The sequence below is a fragment of the Streptomyces sp. Mut1 genome, from assembly GCF_030719295.1.
Lineage (GTDB): Bacteria > Actinomycetota > Actinomycetes > Streptomycetales > Streptomycetaceae > Streptomyces > Streptomyces castrisilvae.
This window is the reverse complement of the sequence record NZ_CP120997.1, coordinates 1,173,229-1,190,813: the sequence shown is the minus strand read 5'-3', so window position 1 is coordinate 1,190,813 and position 17,585 is coordinate 1,173,229. Positions and strand designations below refer to the sequence as shown.

Below are 17,585 nucleotides of genomic sequence, written 5' to 3'. Positions count from 1 at the left end.
TACTCCGGTGTGCTCCGCCGAGCGGAACACGTCTATCGCAGCAGAGGGGTGACCATTGGCCACGTCTACACCAGGTCGGGCCGCAGGGGCGGCAGGCGGTCCGGGGGACTGCGCAGCTGGGCCGTACCGCCTGGCCCTGGTCGGGGCCGGACCCAGCGCGACCTATGTCATGGAGCGGCTTTCGGCTGCCGCCGAGACCTCGGCAGACCGCAGACTGGAGGTTCATGTCTTCGACCGGGGCGGGGAGTTCGGAGCGGGGCGAGTGCACAGCTGGTCCCAGCCGACCACCAGTTTCCTGAACCGGATATCGGCTCAGATCGGGTTCGCGGCCGACGAGAGTGTTCTTGACGCGGGCCCGTTGCGGCCGCTCAGCGAGCGGCCGACCCTCTACGAGTGGTGCCGACAGAGGTTTGCTGAGACCGGGCATCCGGACTTCGATCTCCGGCCTGCCGACTGGCCCAAGCGGTACGTCCACGGGCTGGCGCTGAGCGACCGCTTCGCGGCCTTCGTCGCCGACCTGCGGAGCCGTCCCGGCGCTGTGGTGGAGCTGCACGCCACCGAGGTAGTGGACGTGGCCGAGCAGGGCCGGGCGCTGCGGCTCAGGACCGCGGATGGCGGTGAGTACGACTGTGACGAGGTCCTGCTGCTCACCGGACACTCGCACACCGACCCGACGACCGGCGGCGCTCCGGCGGAGTTCACCGACTTCGCCCGCCGCACCGGCGCCCACTACATCCCGTACGCCTACCCCCTGGACCAGGCGCTGCCCGAAGCCGTTTCGGGGCCGGACCGGGTGGTGGCCTGCGCCGGCATGGGCCTGACCGCCATCGACGAGATCCTGCACCTCACCGAGGGGCGCGGTGGACGCTTCGAGCAAGGACCCGACGACACCTTGACCTACCGGTCGAGCGGCGCCGAGCCGGCCGCCATCGTCGCGTTCAGCCCGACGGGAGTGTTCACCTACGCCCGGCCGCACAACGACAAGGAGCAGGACCTGGCGCGGCTGGAGCACCGGGGTGTCTTTTTGACCGTCGAGGCGCTGGACCGGCTGCGTGATGCGGTCGGCACGCCCGCCCCCCGCGGGGGCGGCACGGTCGGACGCCAGCTCGACTTCGAGCCGGATGTCCTCCCGCTGGTGCTGCTGGAGATGGCGCATCTGCACTACGCGACGCTCTTCGGGCCGGGCACGGCGGCTGTCCTCACCGAGCGGGTGGCGCCCGGCTACCGGTTGTTCCTCGACGGCGGACGCAACGATCTGCTGGCCCCGTTGGAAGCCGCGGTCGACGAGCTGACCGCACTGCTGGAGAAGATCCTCTCCGGTTCCGCCACAACCGGTGAGACACACGCGGGTGATGACTGGCCGCTGGAGGAGGCGCTGGCCCGCTGGGCGCAGGTCGTCTTCGGCCCCGAGGGCCGGCAGCAGGTGCTCGCCGCGCTCGGCGACCCCGGCGAGCTGTCTTCCGTGTCGGCCGGCCTGCGCTCGCCCTGGCGGCTGGAGGAGAGCGTGCGGGGCAACCGCTTCGACTGGGCGTGGCTCACCGACCCGCTGGGCGCGTGTGAGTTTGCCACCCCCGAGGAGTACCGGCGGCGGTTCGAGGAGTTCATGGCTGTGGACCACCTGTGGGCCGCGCAGGGGAATCTCGACAACCCGGCGAAGGCTGCGGCGGACGGTGTCTGGCGCGACCTGCGCCAGGTCCTGGGCCACGCCATCGACGACGCGGGTCTCACGGCGCGGTCGCACCGGCTGTTCCTGGAGCGTTACATGCGCCACCACAACAAGTTGGCCAACGGTGCCGCCCGCGAGGTGATGGAGAAGATCCTTGCCCTGGTCCGGCACGGCCTGCTGGACATCGGCACGGGCCCGGACGCCAGGGTGACCCCCGACGAGAGCTCCGGAAAGTTCCTGGTGTCCGGCCCGCGCACAGGCGCCTCGCGGCTGGTGGACACTCTGGTGGACGCCCGGGTCCACGCCTTCGACCCTCGCAGGGACGTCCTGCCGCTCTATCGGAGGCTGCTCGAACGTGGGCTGATCAGGATCTGGCGCAACACCTCGGCCGACGGCAGCAGCTTCGAGCCCGGTGGGATCGACCTGACTCCGGAGTTCCACCCGGTCCGGGCCGACGGGACGGAGGAGCGGCGGATCACGGCGCTCGGTCCGCCGTCCGAAGGCGCGATGTTCTTCCAACTCGGCGCCCTGCGACCGGACCAGAACCACCATGTGATGCGCGATGTGCTCGTCTGGCTCCAAGGCTTCCGGTCCGGATTCCGGGCACATCACCTCCGCTCGCAGCCTCGCCTCCCCGCTTCCCGACCCGAAGGTGTGCTGTCGTGATCGAAAGCGTCGTCGTGCTCGCCGCCGGTGAGAACCGCCGGATGGGGGCCGTGACAGGCCCGAAGGCGCTGCTCCCGCTACGGCCGGACGACCCGGCCGGGCCCACCTTCCTGAGCCGCAACCTGGAGCTCTTCCGGGCCATCGGTACCGAGCGGGTCTTCCTGGTGGTCGGCTCCGCCAACCGGGCGGCCTTCGAGGCCCTTGCGGACGACCTCGTCGAACTGGTCGTGATCGACTCGGGTCAGGGGACCACAGGATCCAGCGTCAGCATGCTCGCGGGCCTGCAGTCCCTGCTGCGCTGGCGCCCGCACGGCGCCCGGACGCTGGTGACGGATGCGGACGTGGTCTACGAACGCTTGCTGATGGACCACGTCAGGGCACTCGACGGGTCCCAGTTGCTGACCATCGACCGAGTGAACGGCGACGGAGAGGAAGTGCGGGTCTACGGGCGATCGGCCGACGAACCCGTCCTGATCGGCAAGGGTCTCGACAGTGGTATGACACGCGACCTCGAACTGCTCGGCGAGAGCCTCGGCCTGATCCTGCTGGATGCCGCAGGCACCGTCTCGGCAGCCGACGTGACCCGGTGGATCGTCGGCGAGCCCCCGGCTGTCCGCCCCTACGGCTTCGGCGGCCGGCTCTCCGAGCACGAGGAGGTCTGGCAGTACCTCTTCACGCTGGGGCGGCTACCGGCTGCCCAGCTCCCCGGCTCCCTGCTCTTCTCCGAATGCGACTTCCCGGCGGATTACCAGCACGTACAAGATGTCCTCTTCCCGGCAATTCTGGAACGTGACGCCATGGCCTTCACCCGCTGAATCCACATATGTCCTTCGCGTCGCCCTGGGTGTCGGCCCGCCATTTTGGCATTCCCGAAAACGGGTTCGCCTCCGCATGTGGTCGAATGATGAAATCTATTGACGCGCTGCAATGGCGGTCTGCAAGAATGATTGACGTCCGCAGATTTGATGGCAGATAATCTCAACTTGTCCGCCATTCTGAATCAAGCGGGGAATCCACTTGGGGGGGAGGTGAAGAAAAATGAAGAAGTACATCAAGCCGCAGGTCAAGAAGGTCAGCTTCGGTTCTGTTCTCTCGAACGTCGCGTGACACAAGGCTGTCGGGTCGCCGAGGCGTGGCGACCCGACAGTCGCCGCCTGAAAGGGGAATCCGTGCTGCTGGCACTCACTGGCACCGACGGGGTCGGTAAATCGACCGTCACCCGCGCATTCGTCGCCGAGTTGAACGCGCGTGGGTACCGGGCCCGCACGGTCGATCGGTGGGATATCGTAGCCGATTCCCGGTATCCAGCAGCACGATTCCTGAGCCATGACATCAAGGATATTCGTACCTGTATCGCCGACATGCCCGGAACATCCCGCCTGCTGTTTCTCATCTGGTCGATGGCCATGGCGTTGGAAGGCGCCCGTGAGGAGCCCGGGGAAATCGTGGTCGTTGACGGCTACTGGATGAAGCATGCCGCCGGCGAGATCGCCTACGGCCTTGACCCGGAATGGGTCGAGGCCCTGGTCGCGGGAGTTCCGACGGCACATCTGACCGTACGGCTCGGCCTTGACCTCACCTTGGCCTGGCAGCGCAAGCAGGGCGACCTCGTCCCCTACGAGTGCGGGATGGACCCGGCCTGCAGCAGGGACTCGTTCCTCACCCACCAACGCGCGATCTCGGATCAGCTGGACCGCTGGGCAGAACGCAACCACTGGCCGACCCTCGATTCCACCCGCCCCGTGCCCCGGATCGTCGCCGATTTGGTCGGCCTCGTCGAGCAGGCCGAACACCACCGCCACTAGCCTCCCTCCGGAGAATCGCACGCATGACCGCCACCACAGAAGAAGGTTCCGAACCCGACGTCGATGAGGTGTCGCGGCGTGCCAAGCGGTACTTCAACCGGCTGTGGGCAGGCGAGGCCGCGAGCGCCTTCGGCACCCGGATCAGCCATGTCGCGCTACCCCTGATCGCCGTGGTCGTGCTGCACGCCCCCGCCTGGCAGGTCGGCCTGCTGACCGCCGCGGAGGGGTTTTGCTACCTCGGTTTCGGGCTGCACGCCGGAGCCTGGGTCGACCGCTGGCGACGACGCCCGATCCTGATCGCGGCGAGTCTGCTGAGGTGCGTACTGGTCGCGCTGATCCCCATTGCGGCGGCCTTGGACCTGCTTTCGCTCGGCCTGCTCGTAGCCGTCGCGTTCGGGGTGTCCGCCCTGACCATGTTCTTCGACCTGGCACTCTTCGCGTTCGTCCCGCTCGTTCTGGACCGCACCCAACTGAACTGGGGCAACGCCCGCCTGAACGGTACCGACTCGGTGGCCCAGGTCGCCGGCCCGACCGTCGCCAGCGTGCTGATCGGGGTGCTCACAGCGCCATATGCGATGGCCGTCGATGCGGTCACCTATCTCGCCAGCGCGCTGGGTGCCCTTCTGGTTCCCGTACCCGAGGCCCGCCGCACTGCGGAGCCCGGTACTTCCCGGCGCCCGATCCGACTGGACATCCTCGAAGGCCTGCGCTTCCTGAAGGGCGAGAAGCTGCTGCTGATTCTGGCCGGCGTCTCCGCGAGCTACAACTTCTTCGCCACCGGTACGACGGCCGTCCTCGTCCCGCACCTGGTCCACGAGGCGGGCCTGGGCACCACCGGGGTCAGTATCGTCTTCGCGGTCTCCGGAATCGGCGGCGTGATCGGCGCCGCACTCACCGGTCGGCTCGCGGACCGGTCCCCCGCCACTGCCCTGTGGGCCTTTCCCACCGCCTGCCTGTTCGGCGGGCTTCTGCTGCCTTGGGGTGACGGCTGGGTTGCCGGGCTGCTGGCCGGAGTCGGCGGCACGTTCACCGGGATGGGCATCGTTGTGTACAACACCACCGCGACCTCGCTGCGCCAGAGCCGCACCCCGCCCGAAATGCTCGGCCGACTGCGCAGCGCCCTGCGCACCACTGCCTGGAGCGGGGCCACCCTCGGTGCCCTGGCCGGCGGGGCGCTGGCGAGCGCCGCCTCCCCGAAGCTGGCCCTGGTGATCGGCTCGATCGGCGGCCTGCTCGTCTTCCTGGCTGCCGGGCTCACGCCACTGCGCACGGTCACCCGGGCCGACGCCGAAGCGGCCAGACCCTCCTGAACCGTCCGCGGGAAGCCGGTTTGACCCCAAAGCATCAGCACAGCAAGTTCGGAGAGAGGTCATCATCATGTGCGGCCTGGCCGGTGTCATCAGCACCAGCGGGACAGCCCTACCGCCGGAGACCAGGGGCACTCTGCTCAAGATGGCCGCTGCCATCGCCCACCGGGGGCCCGACGACGAACAGCTCCTGCTGGACGGCCCGGTCGGGCTGGCGTTCCGCCGGTTGTCGGTGATCGACCCAGCCGGCGGTGCCCAGCCGTTGACCAGCCCGGACGGCTCAATCGTGCTGATCGCCAACGGCGAGATCTACAACCACCGGGAATTACTGGCAGGTCTTCCCGGCGTCCGACCGCGCACCGGATCCGACTGCGAGGTGCTGCTGCACCTCTACCAGGCCCGCGGCTTGGACTTCCTGGCTGAGGTCCGCGGGATGTTCGCCTTCGCCCTCTGGGACCGCACCCGCGGCACCCTGCTCCTGGGACGGGACCGCTTCGGTATCAAGCCGCTCTACCTCCACCGCGACGGGACCCGGATGGTCTTCGGCTCCGAGATCAAGGCGCTCTTCTCCGATCCCGGCACTCCACGCGGAATCGACTGGGCCGCAGCTCTCGCCGATCCGATGCTCTCGGCCACCCCTACTCTCTCCGGCGCGCCACCGACCAGCTGGTTCCAGGGCATTGAGCAGGTCCCGGCCGGCACCGTCCTGGAGATCGAGTTGGCGAACGGACGCACTCGCACCCACCGGTACTGGCAACTCCCGACCCCGGGTGGCGACTCGGACGCCTCCGACAACGAGTTCGCCGCCGCCTACCGCGAGTTGCTGGCCTCGTCGGTGGCCGAGCACATGACGGCCGACGCCGAGGTGGGCCTGTTCCTGAGCGGCGGGATCGACTCCGTAGCGATCGCCGCACTAGCCGCACGCACGGCCTCGTTGCAGACGTTCACCGTCCTCAGCGGGAGCACCCTCGTCAACGGCGACGCCGAACACGCCCACCGGGCAGCCGCCTCGCTGGGACTCACCAACCACCAGGTGCTCTTCGGCACGCAGGACATCCCCACCGCCGAGGAGTGGAAGCAACTGCTCTGGCTGCTGGAAACACCGCTGTGCGGTCCGGAGCAGTTCTACAAAGCGGGCCTGCACCGCTATGCCCGCGCCGCCCGCCCGGACCTCAAGGTCGTCCTGGTGGGCCAGGGCAGCGACGAGTTCAACGGCGGCTATTCGGTCGGGCTGGGCGGAGGGGACTGGGCGGACCATGAGGAGAGCCTTCGGCAGATGGCCCGGCGCCGCGCAATGATCGACCGTCCGGAACTCGCTGCCTGGTGGGAACACTCCGAGCTCCCGCTCGTCTCCGATCGCGCCCTGACCGCCGATGGCCGCTACGCACTCGATGACCCGTACGCCGCGTACACCTCCAGCAAATACCGCGATCTACAGCAGTACAACTGCTGGCACGAGGACCGCACCGCATCCGGCAGCGGCATCGAAACCCGGGTCCCGTTCCTCGATCACCGGCTGGTCGATCTGCTCGCGACCATCCCCCGGCACCGCCGCCCGGCGCTGCTTCTCGACAAGCGCATCCTGCGCCTGGCCGTGGCAGATCTGGTGGACCCGGTCCTGGCGGACCGGCCCAAGGTCCCCTTCTTCTACGGGGAGGGCCGCCGCCATGCCTTCACCACCATGGTCTCCATGCTCGCCCAAAACGGGGACGCGCTCCTGGAAGAGGCACTGGCGGCTCCCGGCGCCCGGACATATATCTCCGCGGACGCGGCCCGCGCCACACTGCGGCGCCTGGAGGCGGACTCCGAATCAGCACACGTCGACTTCCTGCTCAGGCTGGTCAACCTCGGCCTGCTGGAAACCATGGCCACCGACCTGCCGGCCCCTCCCGTCCAGCACTCGTACACCGTCCCGACGGCGCTGCCGGTCGAGGACTGGGACGCATCGGCGGACCAGCTCGCTGCCAGGTTCAGCGCCGCGCCGGGTACCGACATCGATCCGGACCGGGTTTTGGCCCTCGCTCCCGAGGTACTCATCGCCCACGCTCCGGCGCTCGACGACGGGTGGCTGATCCTGGTCGACGGGGCCATCGAGTACCTGGTCGATCCTCAGGAGTCGGCGCCCTGGCTGGCCGTGCTGCGGGCCGTTGACGGGGTTCGGTCGCTCAAGGAGATCCTCGCGGCGGTCGACTGCACGCTGAAGGACGTCCAGGAGCCGCTCGACGAGGCCCTACTCGCCGGGCTGGTCCGGCTCGGCGAACCTGCGGACGTGGCACGGTGACGGCCGATGAGCGGACTCGGATGACCCAGGCCGGTCCGGATCCGACATTCGACTGGAAGGCGTGGAAGCTGGACGGCGGGCGAACCGCGGCCGCTGCCTGCGTGCTCGCCTACGCGACAGCACTCTGGGGTCAGGGTGGTTCCCTCCGGTGGGCAGGCGTAGCCGTAGGGATCGAGACCGTTCTCGTCGGGCTGCCGTGGCGGGTGCCGCGCCGCCGACGCAGCGGACCGAGCTTCTGGGCCGAGACCTCGGCCGGAATGGTGGTGCCGGTCGGGGCCGCTGTCCTCGCTGTCGTGTCCGGCCCGTCCTGGTTCGGCGACTCGCCCGCGTGGTGGTGGTACCCGCTGGGCTCCGCCGCGGGCATCGCGCTCGTCCTGCTGGGCGGGATGAACCTTCGCGCGCTGGTCTCCGGCGATCTGGCCTTCCTGTACGGGCCGACCCCTCGGCCGCAGGCGCTGGCCCGAGTGACGACCAGCCTGCTTTCACCGACCGGCGAGGAGGTGGTGTTCCGAGGGACGTACCTGGCGGCCCCCGCAGTCGCCGCCGGGCCGCTGGGCCTCCTCGCCGCCGCGGCCTTCGTCGCCCGGCACCACATCGCACCTGGCGCCAATCGGCGCGGCTCGGCACGGGCGACCGTGACCGAAGTGAGTGCCGCGGCCGTGCTGCTGGGCCTCACCGTGGCTTCCGGCTCGATCCTGCCTGCGCTGGTCGCGCACGTGGTCAACAACGCGCCATCGATCGTCTTCGAGCTCCAGCGGGAGCACGACGAAGGAGGAACACCATGACCGACCTGCCAGGGGCCTCGCTGGCCTCCCTGGAGCAGTTGCAGGAGCTGGGGGTTCTCCCGGCCGCCTGCCGCAGCGTCTACATCAGTGGCTCACTGGTCCGCGGCTGGGGAAACGCACTGAGCGACGTGGACATCTACGTCATTACGGAGGAGGACTACCGCAGCGAGACGGCGGTGTACGTCCAGGTGCCGTTGGAGCCGGACACCCTCCCGGTGGAGATCAAGTACGTCGATGGCCGGCGCTGGGACATCGAGTACTGGCGCACCGATCAGATCCAGCAGGTGATATCCAAGGTCGACTGGTCGGTACTGGAAGGGACCCAGGAGGTCGGTCGCCGTCTGTCCACCGACGAGCTGGACTTCCTGGAGCGGCTTTCCTACGCGTATCCGCTCACCGGGGCGGACTGGCTCGGGAGCCGTCAAAAGCAGCTGGCCGACTCCGGTCTGCGGTCGGTCATGGTCGCCCGAGCCCTGAACAGCGTCGACACCTACACCCAGGATGTCGTCGGACAGCTCGAAGCAGGCGACGTGGAGAGCTCCGTGCTCTCCGTGAAGATCGCCTTCGGCTACGCGATGGACGCCTTGCTCGCCTTCGAAGGCGAGTACGGCCAGAACGCGAAGTGGCGGGCCCGGCGCTTCCGCACCGCCGACCCCACGATCGTCACCTTCGACCAGTACTGGGCGATCGAGACGATGCAATCGTTCGACCCTTCGGCGCCCCGCGCCTGGGTCGAGGAGGCACTCCGCCTTTGCCAGCACGTATCCATGGAGGTATCCGTCTGATGTCCGACACTCAGCAGAACGTCCACGCATCGGTCCCCACCCGCAGGCTCGATGCCCGGGTCCGCAATGTCCGGGGGCAGATGATGATCGCCGGCCCCACCCAGGCCTTCGAGCTCTCCGAGACGGCCGCGTTCATCTGGAAGCAGATCGACGGAAGCAACACGGTCGCCCAGATCGGCCGTCTGCTTGCCGCGGAGTACGAGGTGGACGAGCAGACCGCAGTCGAAGACACGGCCGAGGTCATCGTCGAACTAGCGGCCAGCAGCGTCATCACCCTGGCCTGACGCAGAAGGCCCGAGATCTCGGTCACGACCACCCACACCGCTGCTCCTCAGCGCTGTGACACTGCACTGGGCCGGCAGCGGGAGACGAGGAATTACGGGCCACACATGGGTCGGACCTCGGGCAACGCGCTCCGACAGGCCCGGCGGCATCAGCGCCGGGCCTGTCGGTAGGACGGTCAGTACGGGTAGAACCCCGACCCCGTCTTGCGCCCCAGCCGCCCCGCGTCCACCATGCGCTGGAGGAGCGGGGGAGCGGCGTACAGGGGCTCCTTGTATTCGGCGTACATCGAGTCGGCGACGGAGGCCACGGTGTCCAGGCCGATCAGGTCCGCGAGCTTGAGCGGGCCCATCGGGTGGGCGCAGCCCATCTCCATGCCGTTGTCGATGTCCTCGCGGCTGGCGATGCCCGACTCGAACATCCGGATCGCGGAGAGGAGGTAAGGGATCAGCAGTGCGTTGACGACGAAGCCGGAGCGGTCCTGGGCGCGGATCGGGTGCTTGCCCAGTATGTCCTGCACCACGGCCTCGGAACGTGCGATCGTCTCGTCCGAGGTGGTGAGCGCGGGGATCAGTTCGACGAGCTTCTGCACGGGCGCCGGGTTGAAGAAGTGGATGCCGATGACCTGGTCCGGCCGGGAGGTGGCGACGGCCAGCTTCACCAGCGGGATCGAGGAGGTGTTGGAGGCGAGGATCGCGTCCGGGCGGGTCACCACCTGGTCGAGGACCTGGAAGATCTCGGTCTTGACCTGCTCGTTCTCCACGACGGCCTCGATGACGAGGTCACGGTCGGCGAACTCGCCGAGGTCGGTGGTGAAGCTGAGGCGGTCCAGCGTCTCGTCGCGCTCCGCCGCGGTGATCTTGCCGCGCTCCGCCGCCTTCGACAGGGAGTTGTGGAGCCGGGTGCGGCCGATCTCCAGCGCCTCGCCGGTAGTCTCGGCCACCTTGACGTCCAGGCCGCTGCGGGCGCAGACCTCCGCGATGCCGGCGCCCATCTGGCCGCAGCCCACCACTCCGACGCGTGCAATGTCGGCCATAGAGTCCGTCACCTCGTGCCTCTCGATGTTCTCCGTTCGGCGGCTTCCGTCTGATTCCGGGCTCCACCACGACTCCACGACGTTACTCCGTCGCCTGCCGGGGATCGCGGGCCGGGGCGGGCATGCTCGGACCTGCGCCCGGATTGCGGGCATATGAACGAGTGCGAAGAAGGGGCAGGTGCGGGGCGATGCGAGGAGTGACCCGAAGGGGTTGGGTGACCGGTGCGGCCGGGACGGTCGCCGGGGTGGCGGGGGCGGCGGCCGTGGCCGGTGACGCCGCCGTCGCGACGCCCCGGCGGGAACAGGCCCGCCCGGGACCGGCCGGCCGGCGGGACGTGGTGCGGCGCGAGCTGCGCGGCATGTGGGTGGCGACCATCGCCAACACCGACTGGCCGTCGAAGGCCGGGCTGTCCGCCGCCGCGCAGCGGGCCGAGCTGATCGCGTACCTCGACCGGGCCGTCGAGCGGAAGCTGAACGCGGTGATCCTCCAGGTCCGCCCGTCCGCCGACGCGCTGTGGCCCTCCGCGTACGAACCGTGGGCCCAGTGCCTGACGGGGGTGCAGGGCAAGGACCCCGGCTGGGACCCGCTGGGCACCGCGGTCCAGGAGGCGCACAGCCGGGGGCTCGAACTGCACGCCTGGTTCAACCCGTACCGGGTGGCCAACCACACGGACCTCTCGAAGCTGACCGCGAGCCACCCGGCCCGGCGCCACCCCGACTGGGTCCTGCCCTACGGCGGCAAGCTGTACTACAACCCGGGGCTGCCCGAGGTCCGCGCCTTCGTGCGGGACGCGATGCTCGACGCGGTCCGCCGCTACGACATCGACGCGGTGCACTGGGACGACTACTTCTACCCGTATCCGGTGGCCGGCGAGACCTTCGCGGACGGCGCCGCCTACGAGAAGTACGGCGCGGGCTTCCCGGACAGGGCCGCCTGGCGGCGCGACAACACGGACCAGCTGGTACGCGAGACCGCCGAACGCGTCAAGGCGCTCAAGCCCGGCGTCCGGTTCGGGATCAGCCCCTTCGGCGTCTGGCGCAACGCCGCCACGGACCCGGCCGGCTCGGACACCAGGGCGGGTGTGGAGACGTACGACGACCTGTACGCCGACACCCGGGGCTGGATCAAGAAGGGCTGGATCGACTACATCTGCCCCCAGCTCTACTGGAACATCGGCTACCCGGCGGCCGACTACGCCGTGCTCGTGCCCTGGTGGTCCGAGGCCGTACGCGGCACGGGCGTCGACCTCTTCATCGGCGAGGCGCTCTACAAGTGCGGCGACCCGGCCCAGCCCGCAGCCTGGCAGGACCCGGCGGAGCTGTCGCACCACATCGTCCTGGCGGCCCGGCACGACCAGGTCCGCGGCCACGCCTACTTCTCGGCGAAGAGCGTGGTCACGGACCGGATCGGCGCGCTGGACCGGGTGGTCGCCGACCACTACCGCTCACGGGCGCGGCCGCCGCGCTGACGGTTCCGCCAGGGTTCTTCGTCTGGATCGGGCCCGGCTCGCGGGCCGGTCCGGACAGCGGGCCTACGTGATGTCCGCGTCCCGGCCGGACGCGCAGCCGGTGTGCTGGACGACCGTGTCGGGGCCCGGTGCGAGCAGATGTTCGTGTCCGTCGTCGAAGCGGACGCGGTACGGGGGAGTGCCCCCGTCCCCGAGGACTTCGACGATCTCCGCGACCCGGTCGTGCTGTCCCACGGTCCTGCCGTGCGTCAGCAGCCGGTCGCCCGTGTGTGCCTCCATCGGGAGTGACCTCCTCACGGGTGGCGTGCCGTTGCCGCCAGTCTAAGACCGGGTGCGCCCGGCGCGCTGGGTGAGCGCGATGCAGACCAGGACCGCGACGGCGGCCACCGGCGCCGCCGCCGCGACCTGTTCGTCCAGCAGGAAGAACGACCAGAACAGGGTCAGCAGCGGCTGGGCGAGCTGGAGCTGACTGGCCCGCGCCACCCCGATCTCCGCCATGCCCCGGTACCAGACGTACAGACCGAGGAAGGTGGAGACGGCCGACACCCAGACGAGCCCGACGACCCCGTGCGCCGTCAGCCGCACCGGCTCGTACACCAGCGCGACGGCGGTACCCGCCAGCGCGAGCGGCAGCGTCAGGATCAGCGCCCAGCCCGTCACCTGCCACCCCGGCATCACCTTCGCCAGCCTCCCGCCCTCGGTGTACCCGGCCGCGCACACCAGCAGCGCCCCGAACAGGAACACGTCGCCGGCCGACAGCGCCCCGCCGCTCTGCGCCACGGTGAAGGCGATCACCACGGCAGCCCCGGCCACCGCCGCCGCCCAGAACGCGCGGGGCGGGCGTATCCCGGTCCGCAGCGAGGAGAACACGGCCGTGGTCAGCGGCAGCAGCCCCACGACCACCGCGGCGTGCGAGGTCGTGGACGTCCGCAGGGCCAGCGTCGTCAGCAGCGGGAAGCCGACCACCACGCCGCCCGCCACCACGGCCAGGCCCGCCCAGTGCTCCCGGGCCGGCAACCGCACCCGGGCCACGAGCAGCAGCCCGCCGGAGAGCGCCGCCGCCAGCAGGCTGCGCAGCGCCACCAGGGACCAGGGCCCGAAGCTCTCCAGGCCCCACACCGTGGAGGGGAAGGTCAGCGAGAACGTCACGACGCCCAGGAGCGCGAGCAGCGTCCCCCGCCGGGCCGGCCGGCGGGCGAAGGGGGCGGGGCGCGGGAGGCCTCCCTCGGCGGGCTCGACCGCTATCGTGACCTGTGAAGTAGCGCTATCCTCTGCTCTCATGCATGAGCGTAGCAGCGTGGTGGAGCTGGCCGCAGCCCTGCGAGCGGAGCTGAACCGCTACTCCCCGGGTGAGAAGCTGCCGTCCAGTCGTGCCCTGGTCGAACGGTTCCGGGCCAGTCCGGTGACCGTGTCGCGGGCCGTCGCCCAGCTCGCCGCCGAGGGCCTCGTCGTCACCCGCCCCGGCTCCGGCGCCTACCGGGCCCGGCCCGCCGCGGACGCCGCGCCTCCGGCCGGCGACACCTCCTGGCAGGAGGTCTCGCTCAGCGGCGACGGCGGCCCCGAGGCGGTCCCCCGTACCGTCGACGTCTCCGGCCTGCTGGTCAGCCTGGTCGCCCCGCCGACCGGCGTCATCGAGCTGAACGGGGGCTACCTGCACGCCTCGCTCCAGCCCGAACGCGCCCTCGCCGCCGCCCTGACCCGGGCCGGCCGCCGGCCGGGCGCCTGGAGCCGTCCGCCCATCGACGGGCTGACCGAACTGCGCGCCTGGTTCGCCCGCGACATCGGCCCCGCGCTCGGCGCCGCCGACGTGCTGATCACCGCTGGCGGCCAGAGCGCCCTGGCCACCGCGTTGCGGGCGCTCGCCCCGCCCGGCGCGCCCGTGCTCGTGGAGTCGCCCACCTACCCCGGCATGCTGGCGGCCGCCCGAGCGGCGGGGCTGCGCCCGGTGCCCGTCCCGGTCGACCGCGACGGTGTGCGCCCCGACCTGCTCGCCGCCGCCTTCCACGCCACCGGCGCCCGCGTCTTCGTCTGCCAGCCCCTCTTCCAGAACCCGACCGGCACCGTCCTCTCGGAGGCCCGGCGCCCCGAAGTCGTCCGGATCGCCCGGGAGGCGGGGGCGTTCGTCATCGAGGACGACTTCGCCCGGCTCCTCGCCCACGACGACGCGGGCCCGCTGCCCAGGCCGCTGGCCGCCGACGACCCCGACGGAGTCGTCGTCCACACCCGCTCGCTCACCAAGGCCGCCTCGCCCAGCCTGCGGGTGGGCGCGCTCGCCGCCCGGGGCCCGGCCCTGGAGCGCTTGCGCGGCATCCAGATCGTGGACAGCTTCTTCGTCCCCCGGCCGCTCCAGGAGGCCGCGCTCGAACTGGTCGGCTCACCCGCCTGGGGCCGCCACCTGCGGTCCGTGTCGGCGGAACTGCGCGCCCGGCGTACGGCGATGACGGCGGCGCTGCGCGAGGCGCTGCCCGGCCTCGCGCTGCCGCACATCCCGGTAGGCGGCGGCTACCTCTGGCTGCGGCTGCCCGGGGCCGAGGGCGGGACGGACGAGTCCGCCATGGTCCAGGCGGCGCTGCGCGCGGGGGTGGCCGTCGCGCCGGGGCGGCCCTACTTCGGCGCCGAGCCCCCGGCACCGCAGATCCGGCTGAGCTTCGCCTCGGTCGCCGGGCCGGCCGAGCTCGCCGAGGGCGTGCGCCGACTGCGTACGGCATGGGAGGGCACCCCGGCCGTCCTGCCGCCCGGCACCTGACCGAGGGATCCGTCGTACGGGTGTGCGGAGGCACTCTTGACCGGCGCCGCGATCGGCTCCACGATCGCGGCCATGAGTGTTCGAGTCTCGCTCGTCGCCGCAGCGCGTGGTTCCGCCCTGCTCGCCGAGCGCTTCGACGACGACCGGCCGCTCGACGAGGCCGGCTGGCACGCGGTGCGGTTCGCCGCCCCGGCTCTGATGTCCCTGGGCGACGCCGAACTGCGCTACTGCTCACCGACCCCGCGCAGCCGCGCCACGGGCCGGGCGCTCGGCTTCCACCCGCTGGTCCAGCCCGCGCTGCGCGACTGCGACATGGGGCGGTGGCGGGGCTGCACGCTCGCCGATGTCACCGCGCGCGAACCGGCGGCCGTCGACGCCTGGCTGGCGGACCCGCGCGCGGCGCCGCACGGCGGCGAACCGCTGCTCGCGTTCATCACACGGATAGGCGGCTGGCTGGACACCCGCCCCGCCTGCGACGGCGCCATCGTCGCGGTCGCCGAGCCGGCCGTCGTGCGGGCCGCCCTCGTCTACGCGCTGAAGGCCCCGCCGTCCTCGTACTGGAACGTGGACGTCGGCCCGCTCTCCACCGTCACGCTCACCGGCCTGCCGCGCCGCTGGTCCCTGCGCCTGGAGACCGGGGTGCGCTGAGGCGGGGCCGCGTGGGGACCGGGCGCTTTGAGACCGGGCGCGGCGGCCGGTGCGGGGCGCCGGCCGCCGCGCCCGGACGCGCCACGTGGCGGTCAGTCCTCCTGGCCGGGGGCCTTCGGCTCCCCGGGGGCGGGCGTCCCCTGGGCGGCGACCAGGAGCGAGAGCGCCTCGGAGATGCCCCGCTCGGCGGTCGCCTTGTCGATGCCGAGACCGCTGAGCACGCCCGAGCCGTCCTCGTGCTCCAGCAGGGCGAGCAGGATGTGCTCGGTGCCGATGTAGTTGTGCCCCATCCGCAGGGCCTCGCGGAAGGTCAGCTCCAGCGCCTTGCGGGCGTCGCCGTTGTACGGGATCAGCTCGGGGATCTCGCCCTCCGCGGCGGGCGGCAGCGCCTCGGTGGCGGCCTGCCGGACCGAGTCCAGGACCACGCCCTGCGCCCTGATGAACGCGGCGGCGAGCCCTTCCGGCTCACTGAGCAGGCCGAGGACCAGGTGTTCGGTGCCGATCTCCGCGTTGGAGGCGGCCCGCGCCTCGTTCTGCGCGGCCATGACCACGTTCTTGGCGCGCGCGGTGAAGCGGCCGAAGCCCTGGCTCGGGTTGAGGTCGGAGCCCTCGGCGGGGTCCTTGGCGACGAAGCGCTTCTGTGCCGCCTGCCGCGTCACCCCCATGCTCTTGCCGATCTCGGTCCAAGAGGCGCCGGAGCGGCGGGCCTGGTCCACGAAGTGGCCGATGAGGTGGTCGGCGACGTCACCGAGGTGGTCGGCGGCGATGACGGCGTCCTGGAGCTGGTCGAGGGCGTCGGGATGGACCTTCTTGATGGCTGCGATGAGGTCGTCGAGGCGGACGGGTTGCGTCGGACCTACGGGATTCGTCATGTGTCAACCGTAAGTTGACAGGTGAGGGGTGTCAACTATTGGTTGACGCTGCATCGATCCTTACGTTCTCGCCCCGCATGACGAACGCGCCGGCCGACGGTGTACGTCGTCCGGCGCGTCCGGTCGGCTGTCAGCCGAGAGGTGCGGGGTGCGGGATCAGAGGACCCCGGAGTCGGCGATGGTGACCTTCGCCTTGGTGCGGCCGCTCTGCGAGCCGAGGCCCTCGATCTTCTTGACCAGGGACATGCTGTCCTCGTCGGCGACCTCGCCGAAGACGACGTGCTTGCCGTCCAGCCAGGACGTCACGATGGTCGTGATGAAGAACTGCGAACCGTTCGAGTTCGGGCCGGCGTTGGCCATGGAGAGCAGGCCGGGCTTGGTGTGCGCCAGCTTGAAGTTCTCGTCCTCGAACTTGGCACCGTAGATGCTCTTGCCGCCCGTGCCGTCGCCACGGGTGAAGTCGCCGCCCTGGAGCATGAACTCCGGGATGACGCGGTGGAAGGAGGAATCCTTGTAGCCGAAGCCGTTCTGCCCGGTCGCCAGCTGGCGGAAGTTCTCAGCGGTACGGGGAACGACGTCGTCGAACAGATTGAAGACGATCCGCCCGGCGGGCTCGTCGTTGATGGTGATGTCGAAGAAAACCTGACTCGTCATGGAACCATCCTGACATCTTCCCGGACCGCCCCGGCGCCCCGCCCCCTCACACGCCCGTCCTCCCGTCGATCCGCTCGCGCAGCAGATCGGCGTGTCCGCTGTGGCGGGCGTACTCGCCGATCATGTGGTGATGGATCCAGCGGAGATTCACCTCGCCGCCCATGAAGGGCACCGATTCCTCCAGCGACCGCGCCGCGCACACCGCGCGGGACACGGCGATCTCCTCCTGCCAGGCAGCGACGGCACCCGCGAAGGCGGCGTCCCCGGAGAGCTCGAACCCTCCGCTGTGGGCCCCGGGACCGGCCGGCCCGCCGTGCAGCGGCGGCACGTCCTCACCGGTCAGGATCCGGCGGAACCAGGTCCGCTCGACCTCCGCGAGATGCTGGACGAGCCCCATCAGCGTCAGCGACGAAGGCGGTACGGAGGCGAGGCGCACCTGCTCCTCGGTGAGGCCCTCGCACTTCTCGGCCACGGTGGCCCGGTAGAAGTCGAGCCAGCTCTCCAGGCCGGTCCGTTCGTCGGCGTCCAGCGGGGGCATCGGGCGTGCGGTGTGCGTCATGCTCACCGATGCTGCCAGCCGGGT

The 17,585-nt window shown here is 70.6% G+C and carries 17 protein-coding genes; 11 read left to right on the top strand and 6 right to left on the bottom strand.

Annotation, left to right across the window (positions count from 1 at the left end; translation table 11 throughout):
* Positions 1–55 precede the first annotated feature (55 nt).
* The 8 genes from P8A18_RS04895 (at position 56) to P8A18_RS04860 (ending at position 9,579) form a co-directional block, all read left to right on the top strand.
* Positions 56–2,332 (top strand): FAD/NAD(P)-binding protein, encoded by a 2,277-nt coding sequence (locus P8A18_RS04895; protein WP_371933638.1) that lies wholly within the window; start codon positions 56–58, stop codon positions 2,330–2,332.
* Positions 2,329–3,147 (top strand): Sden_1164 family protein, encoded by an 819-nt coding sequence (locus tag P8A18_RS04890; protein WP_306052032.1) that lies wholly within the window; start codon positions 2,329–2,331, stop codon positions 3,145–3,147. Before P8A18_RS04895 ends, P8A18_RS04890 begins: the two co-directional genes overlap by 4 nt.
* A 168-nt stretch (positions 3,148–3,315) precedes the next feature.
* Positions 3,316–4,137, top strand: a complete 822-nt coding sequence (locus P8A18_RS04885; RefSeq protein ID WP_306052030.1) for a nucleoside/nucleotide kinase family protein — start codon at positions 3,316–3,318, stop codon at positions 4,135–4,137.
* Positions 4,138–4,160: 23 nt separating this feature from the next.
* The gene (locus P8A18_RS04880; RefSeq protein WP_306052028.1) at positions 4,161–5,447 is read left to right on the top strand and encodes an MFS transporter; all 1,287 of its coding nucleotides are present in this window, start codon (positions 4,161–4,163) and stop codon (positions 5,445–5,447) included.
* Between the two features lie 67 nt (positions 5,448–5,514).
* Positions 5,515–7,725 carry an asparagine synthase (glutamine-hydrolyzing) gene (gene asnB, locus P8A18_RS04875; RefSeq protein ID WP_306052026.1) on the top strand — a complete coding sequence of 737 codons (2,211 nt, stop codon included), beginning with the start codon at positions 5,515–5,517 and terminating at the stop codon, positions 7,723–7,725.
* 20 nt (positions 7,726–7,745) lie between these two features.
* Positions 7,746–8,510, top strand: coding sequence for a CPBP family glutamic-type intramembrane protease (locus tag P8A18_RS04870; protein ID WP_306052024.1), 765 nt, complete (start codon positions 7,746–7,748; stop codon positions 8,508–8,510).
* Positions 8,507–9,295 carry a nucleotidyltransferase family protein gene (locus tag P8A18_RS04865; protein ID WP_306052021.1) on the top strand — a complete coding sequence of 263 codons (789 nt, stop codon included), beginning with the start codon at positions 8,507–8,509 and terminating at the stop codon, positions 9,293–9,295. The genes P8A18_RS04870 and P8A18_RS04865 overlap by 4 nt, the downstream gene beginning before the upstream one ends.
* Positions 9,295–9,579, top strand: coding sequence for a PqqD family protein (locus tag P8A18_RS04860; RefSeq protein WP_306052019.1), 285 nt, complete (start codon positions 9,295–9,297; stop codon positions 9,577–9,579). The genes P8A18_RS04865 and P8A18_RS04860 overlap by 1 nt, the downstream gene beginning before the upstream one ends.
* A 176-nt stretch (positions 9,580–9,755) precedes the next feature.
* Here P8A18_RS04860 and P8A18_RS04855 read toward each other — a convergent pair whose 3' ends face one another.
* Complete coding sequence (locus P8A18_RS04855; RefSeq protein WP_306052017.1) at positions 9,756–10,613, bottom strand: 3-hydroxybutyryl-CoA dehydrogenase; 858 nt, start codon at positions 10,611–10,613, stop codon at positions 9,756–9,758.
* 188 nt (positions 10,614–10,801) lie between these two features.
* On the opposite strand from P8A18_RS04855, the gene P8A18_RS04850 reads away from it, so the two are divergent.
* Positions 10,802–12,082, top strand: a complete 1,281-nt coding sequence (locus tag P8A18_RS04850; protein WP_445978189.1) for a glycoside hydrolase family 10-like protein — start codon at positions 10,802–10,804, stop codon at positions 12,080–12,082.
* A gap of 63 nt (positions 12,083–12,145) precedes the next feature.
* Here the strand turns inward: P8A18_RS04850 and P8A18_RS04845 are convergent, their stop codons facing one another.
* Together P8A18_RS04845 and P8A18_RS04840 are read right to left on the bottom strand one after the other, a co-directional pair.
* Positions 12,146–12,361, bottom strand: a complete 216-nt coding sequence (locus P8A18_RS04845; protein ID WP_136204415.1) for a DUF1918 domain-containing protein — start codon at positions 12,359–12,361, stop codon at positions 12,146–12,148.
* 42 nt (positions 12,362–12,403) lie between these two features.
* Positions 12,404–13,363: a DMT family transporter gene (locus P8A18_RS04840; protein ID WP_306052012.1), complete on the bottom strand. Its 960-nt coding sequence runs from the start codon at positions 13,361–13,363 to the stop codon at positions 12,404–12,406.
* Here P8A18_RS04840 and P8A18_RS04835 point away from each other — a divergent pair.
* Together P8A18_RS04835 and P8A18_RS04830 are read left to right on the top strand one after the other, a co-directional pair.
* The gene (locus P8A18_RS04835; RefSeq protein ID WP_306052011.1) at positions 13,362–14,828 is read left to right on the top strand and encodes an aminotransferase-like domain-containing protein; all 1,467 of its coding nucleotides are present in this window, start codon (positions 13,362–13,364) and stop codon (positions 14,826–14,828) included. The two genes, P8A18_RS04840 and P8A18_RS04835, sit on opposite strands and share 2 nt — an antisense overlap.
* A gap of 72 nt (positions 14,829–14,900) precedes the next feature.
* The gene (locus P8A18_RS04830; protein WP_306052009.1) at positions 14,901–15,476 is read left to right on the top strand and encodes a histidine phosphatase family protein; all 576 of its coding nucleotides are present in this window, start codon (positions 14,901–14,903) and stop codon (positions 15,474–15,476) included.
* Between the two features lie 92 nt (positions 15,477–15,568).
* Here the strand turns inward: P8A18_RS04830 and P8A18_RS04825 are convergent, their stop codons facing one another.
* From P8A18_RS04825 to P8A18_RS04815, 3 genes are all read right to left on the bottom strand, one after another.
* On the bottom strand, positions 15,569–16,348 hold the full coding sequence (locus P8A18_RS04825) for a Clp protease N-terminal domain-containing protein (protein ID WP_018556205.1): 780 nt from the start codon (positions 16,346–16,348) through the stop codon (positions 15,569–15,571).
* A 156-nt stretch (positions 16,349–16,504) separates the two neighbouring features.
* On the bottom strand, positions 16,505–17,002 hold the full coding sequence (locus P8A18_RS04820) for a peptidylprolyl isomerase (protein ID WP_306052007.1): 498 nt from the start codon (positions 17,000–17,002) through the stop codon (positions 16,505–16,507).
* Between the two features lie 46 nt (positions 17,003–17,048).
* Positions 17,049–17,561 carry a DinB family protein gene (locus P8A18_RS04815; RefSeq protein WP_306052006.1) on the bottom strand — a complete coding sequence of 171 codons (513 nt, stop codon included), beginning with the start codon at positions 17,559–17,561 and terminating at the stop codon, positions 17,049–17,051.
* Between the last annotated feature and the right edge of the window lie 24 nt (positions 17,562–17,585).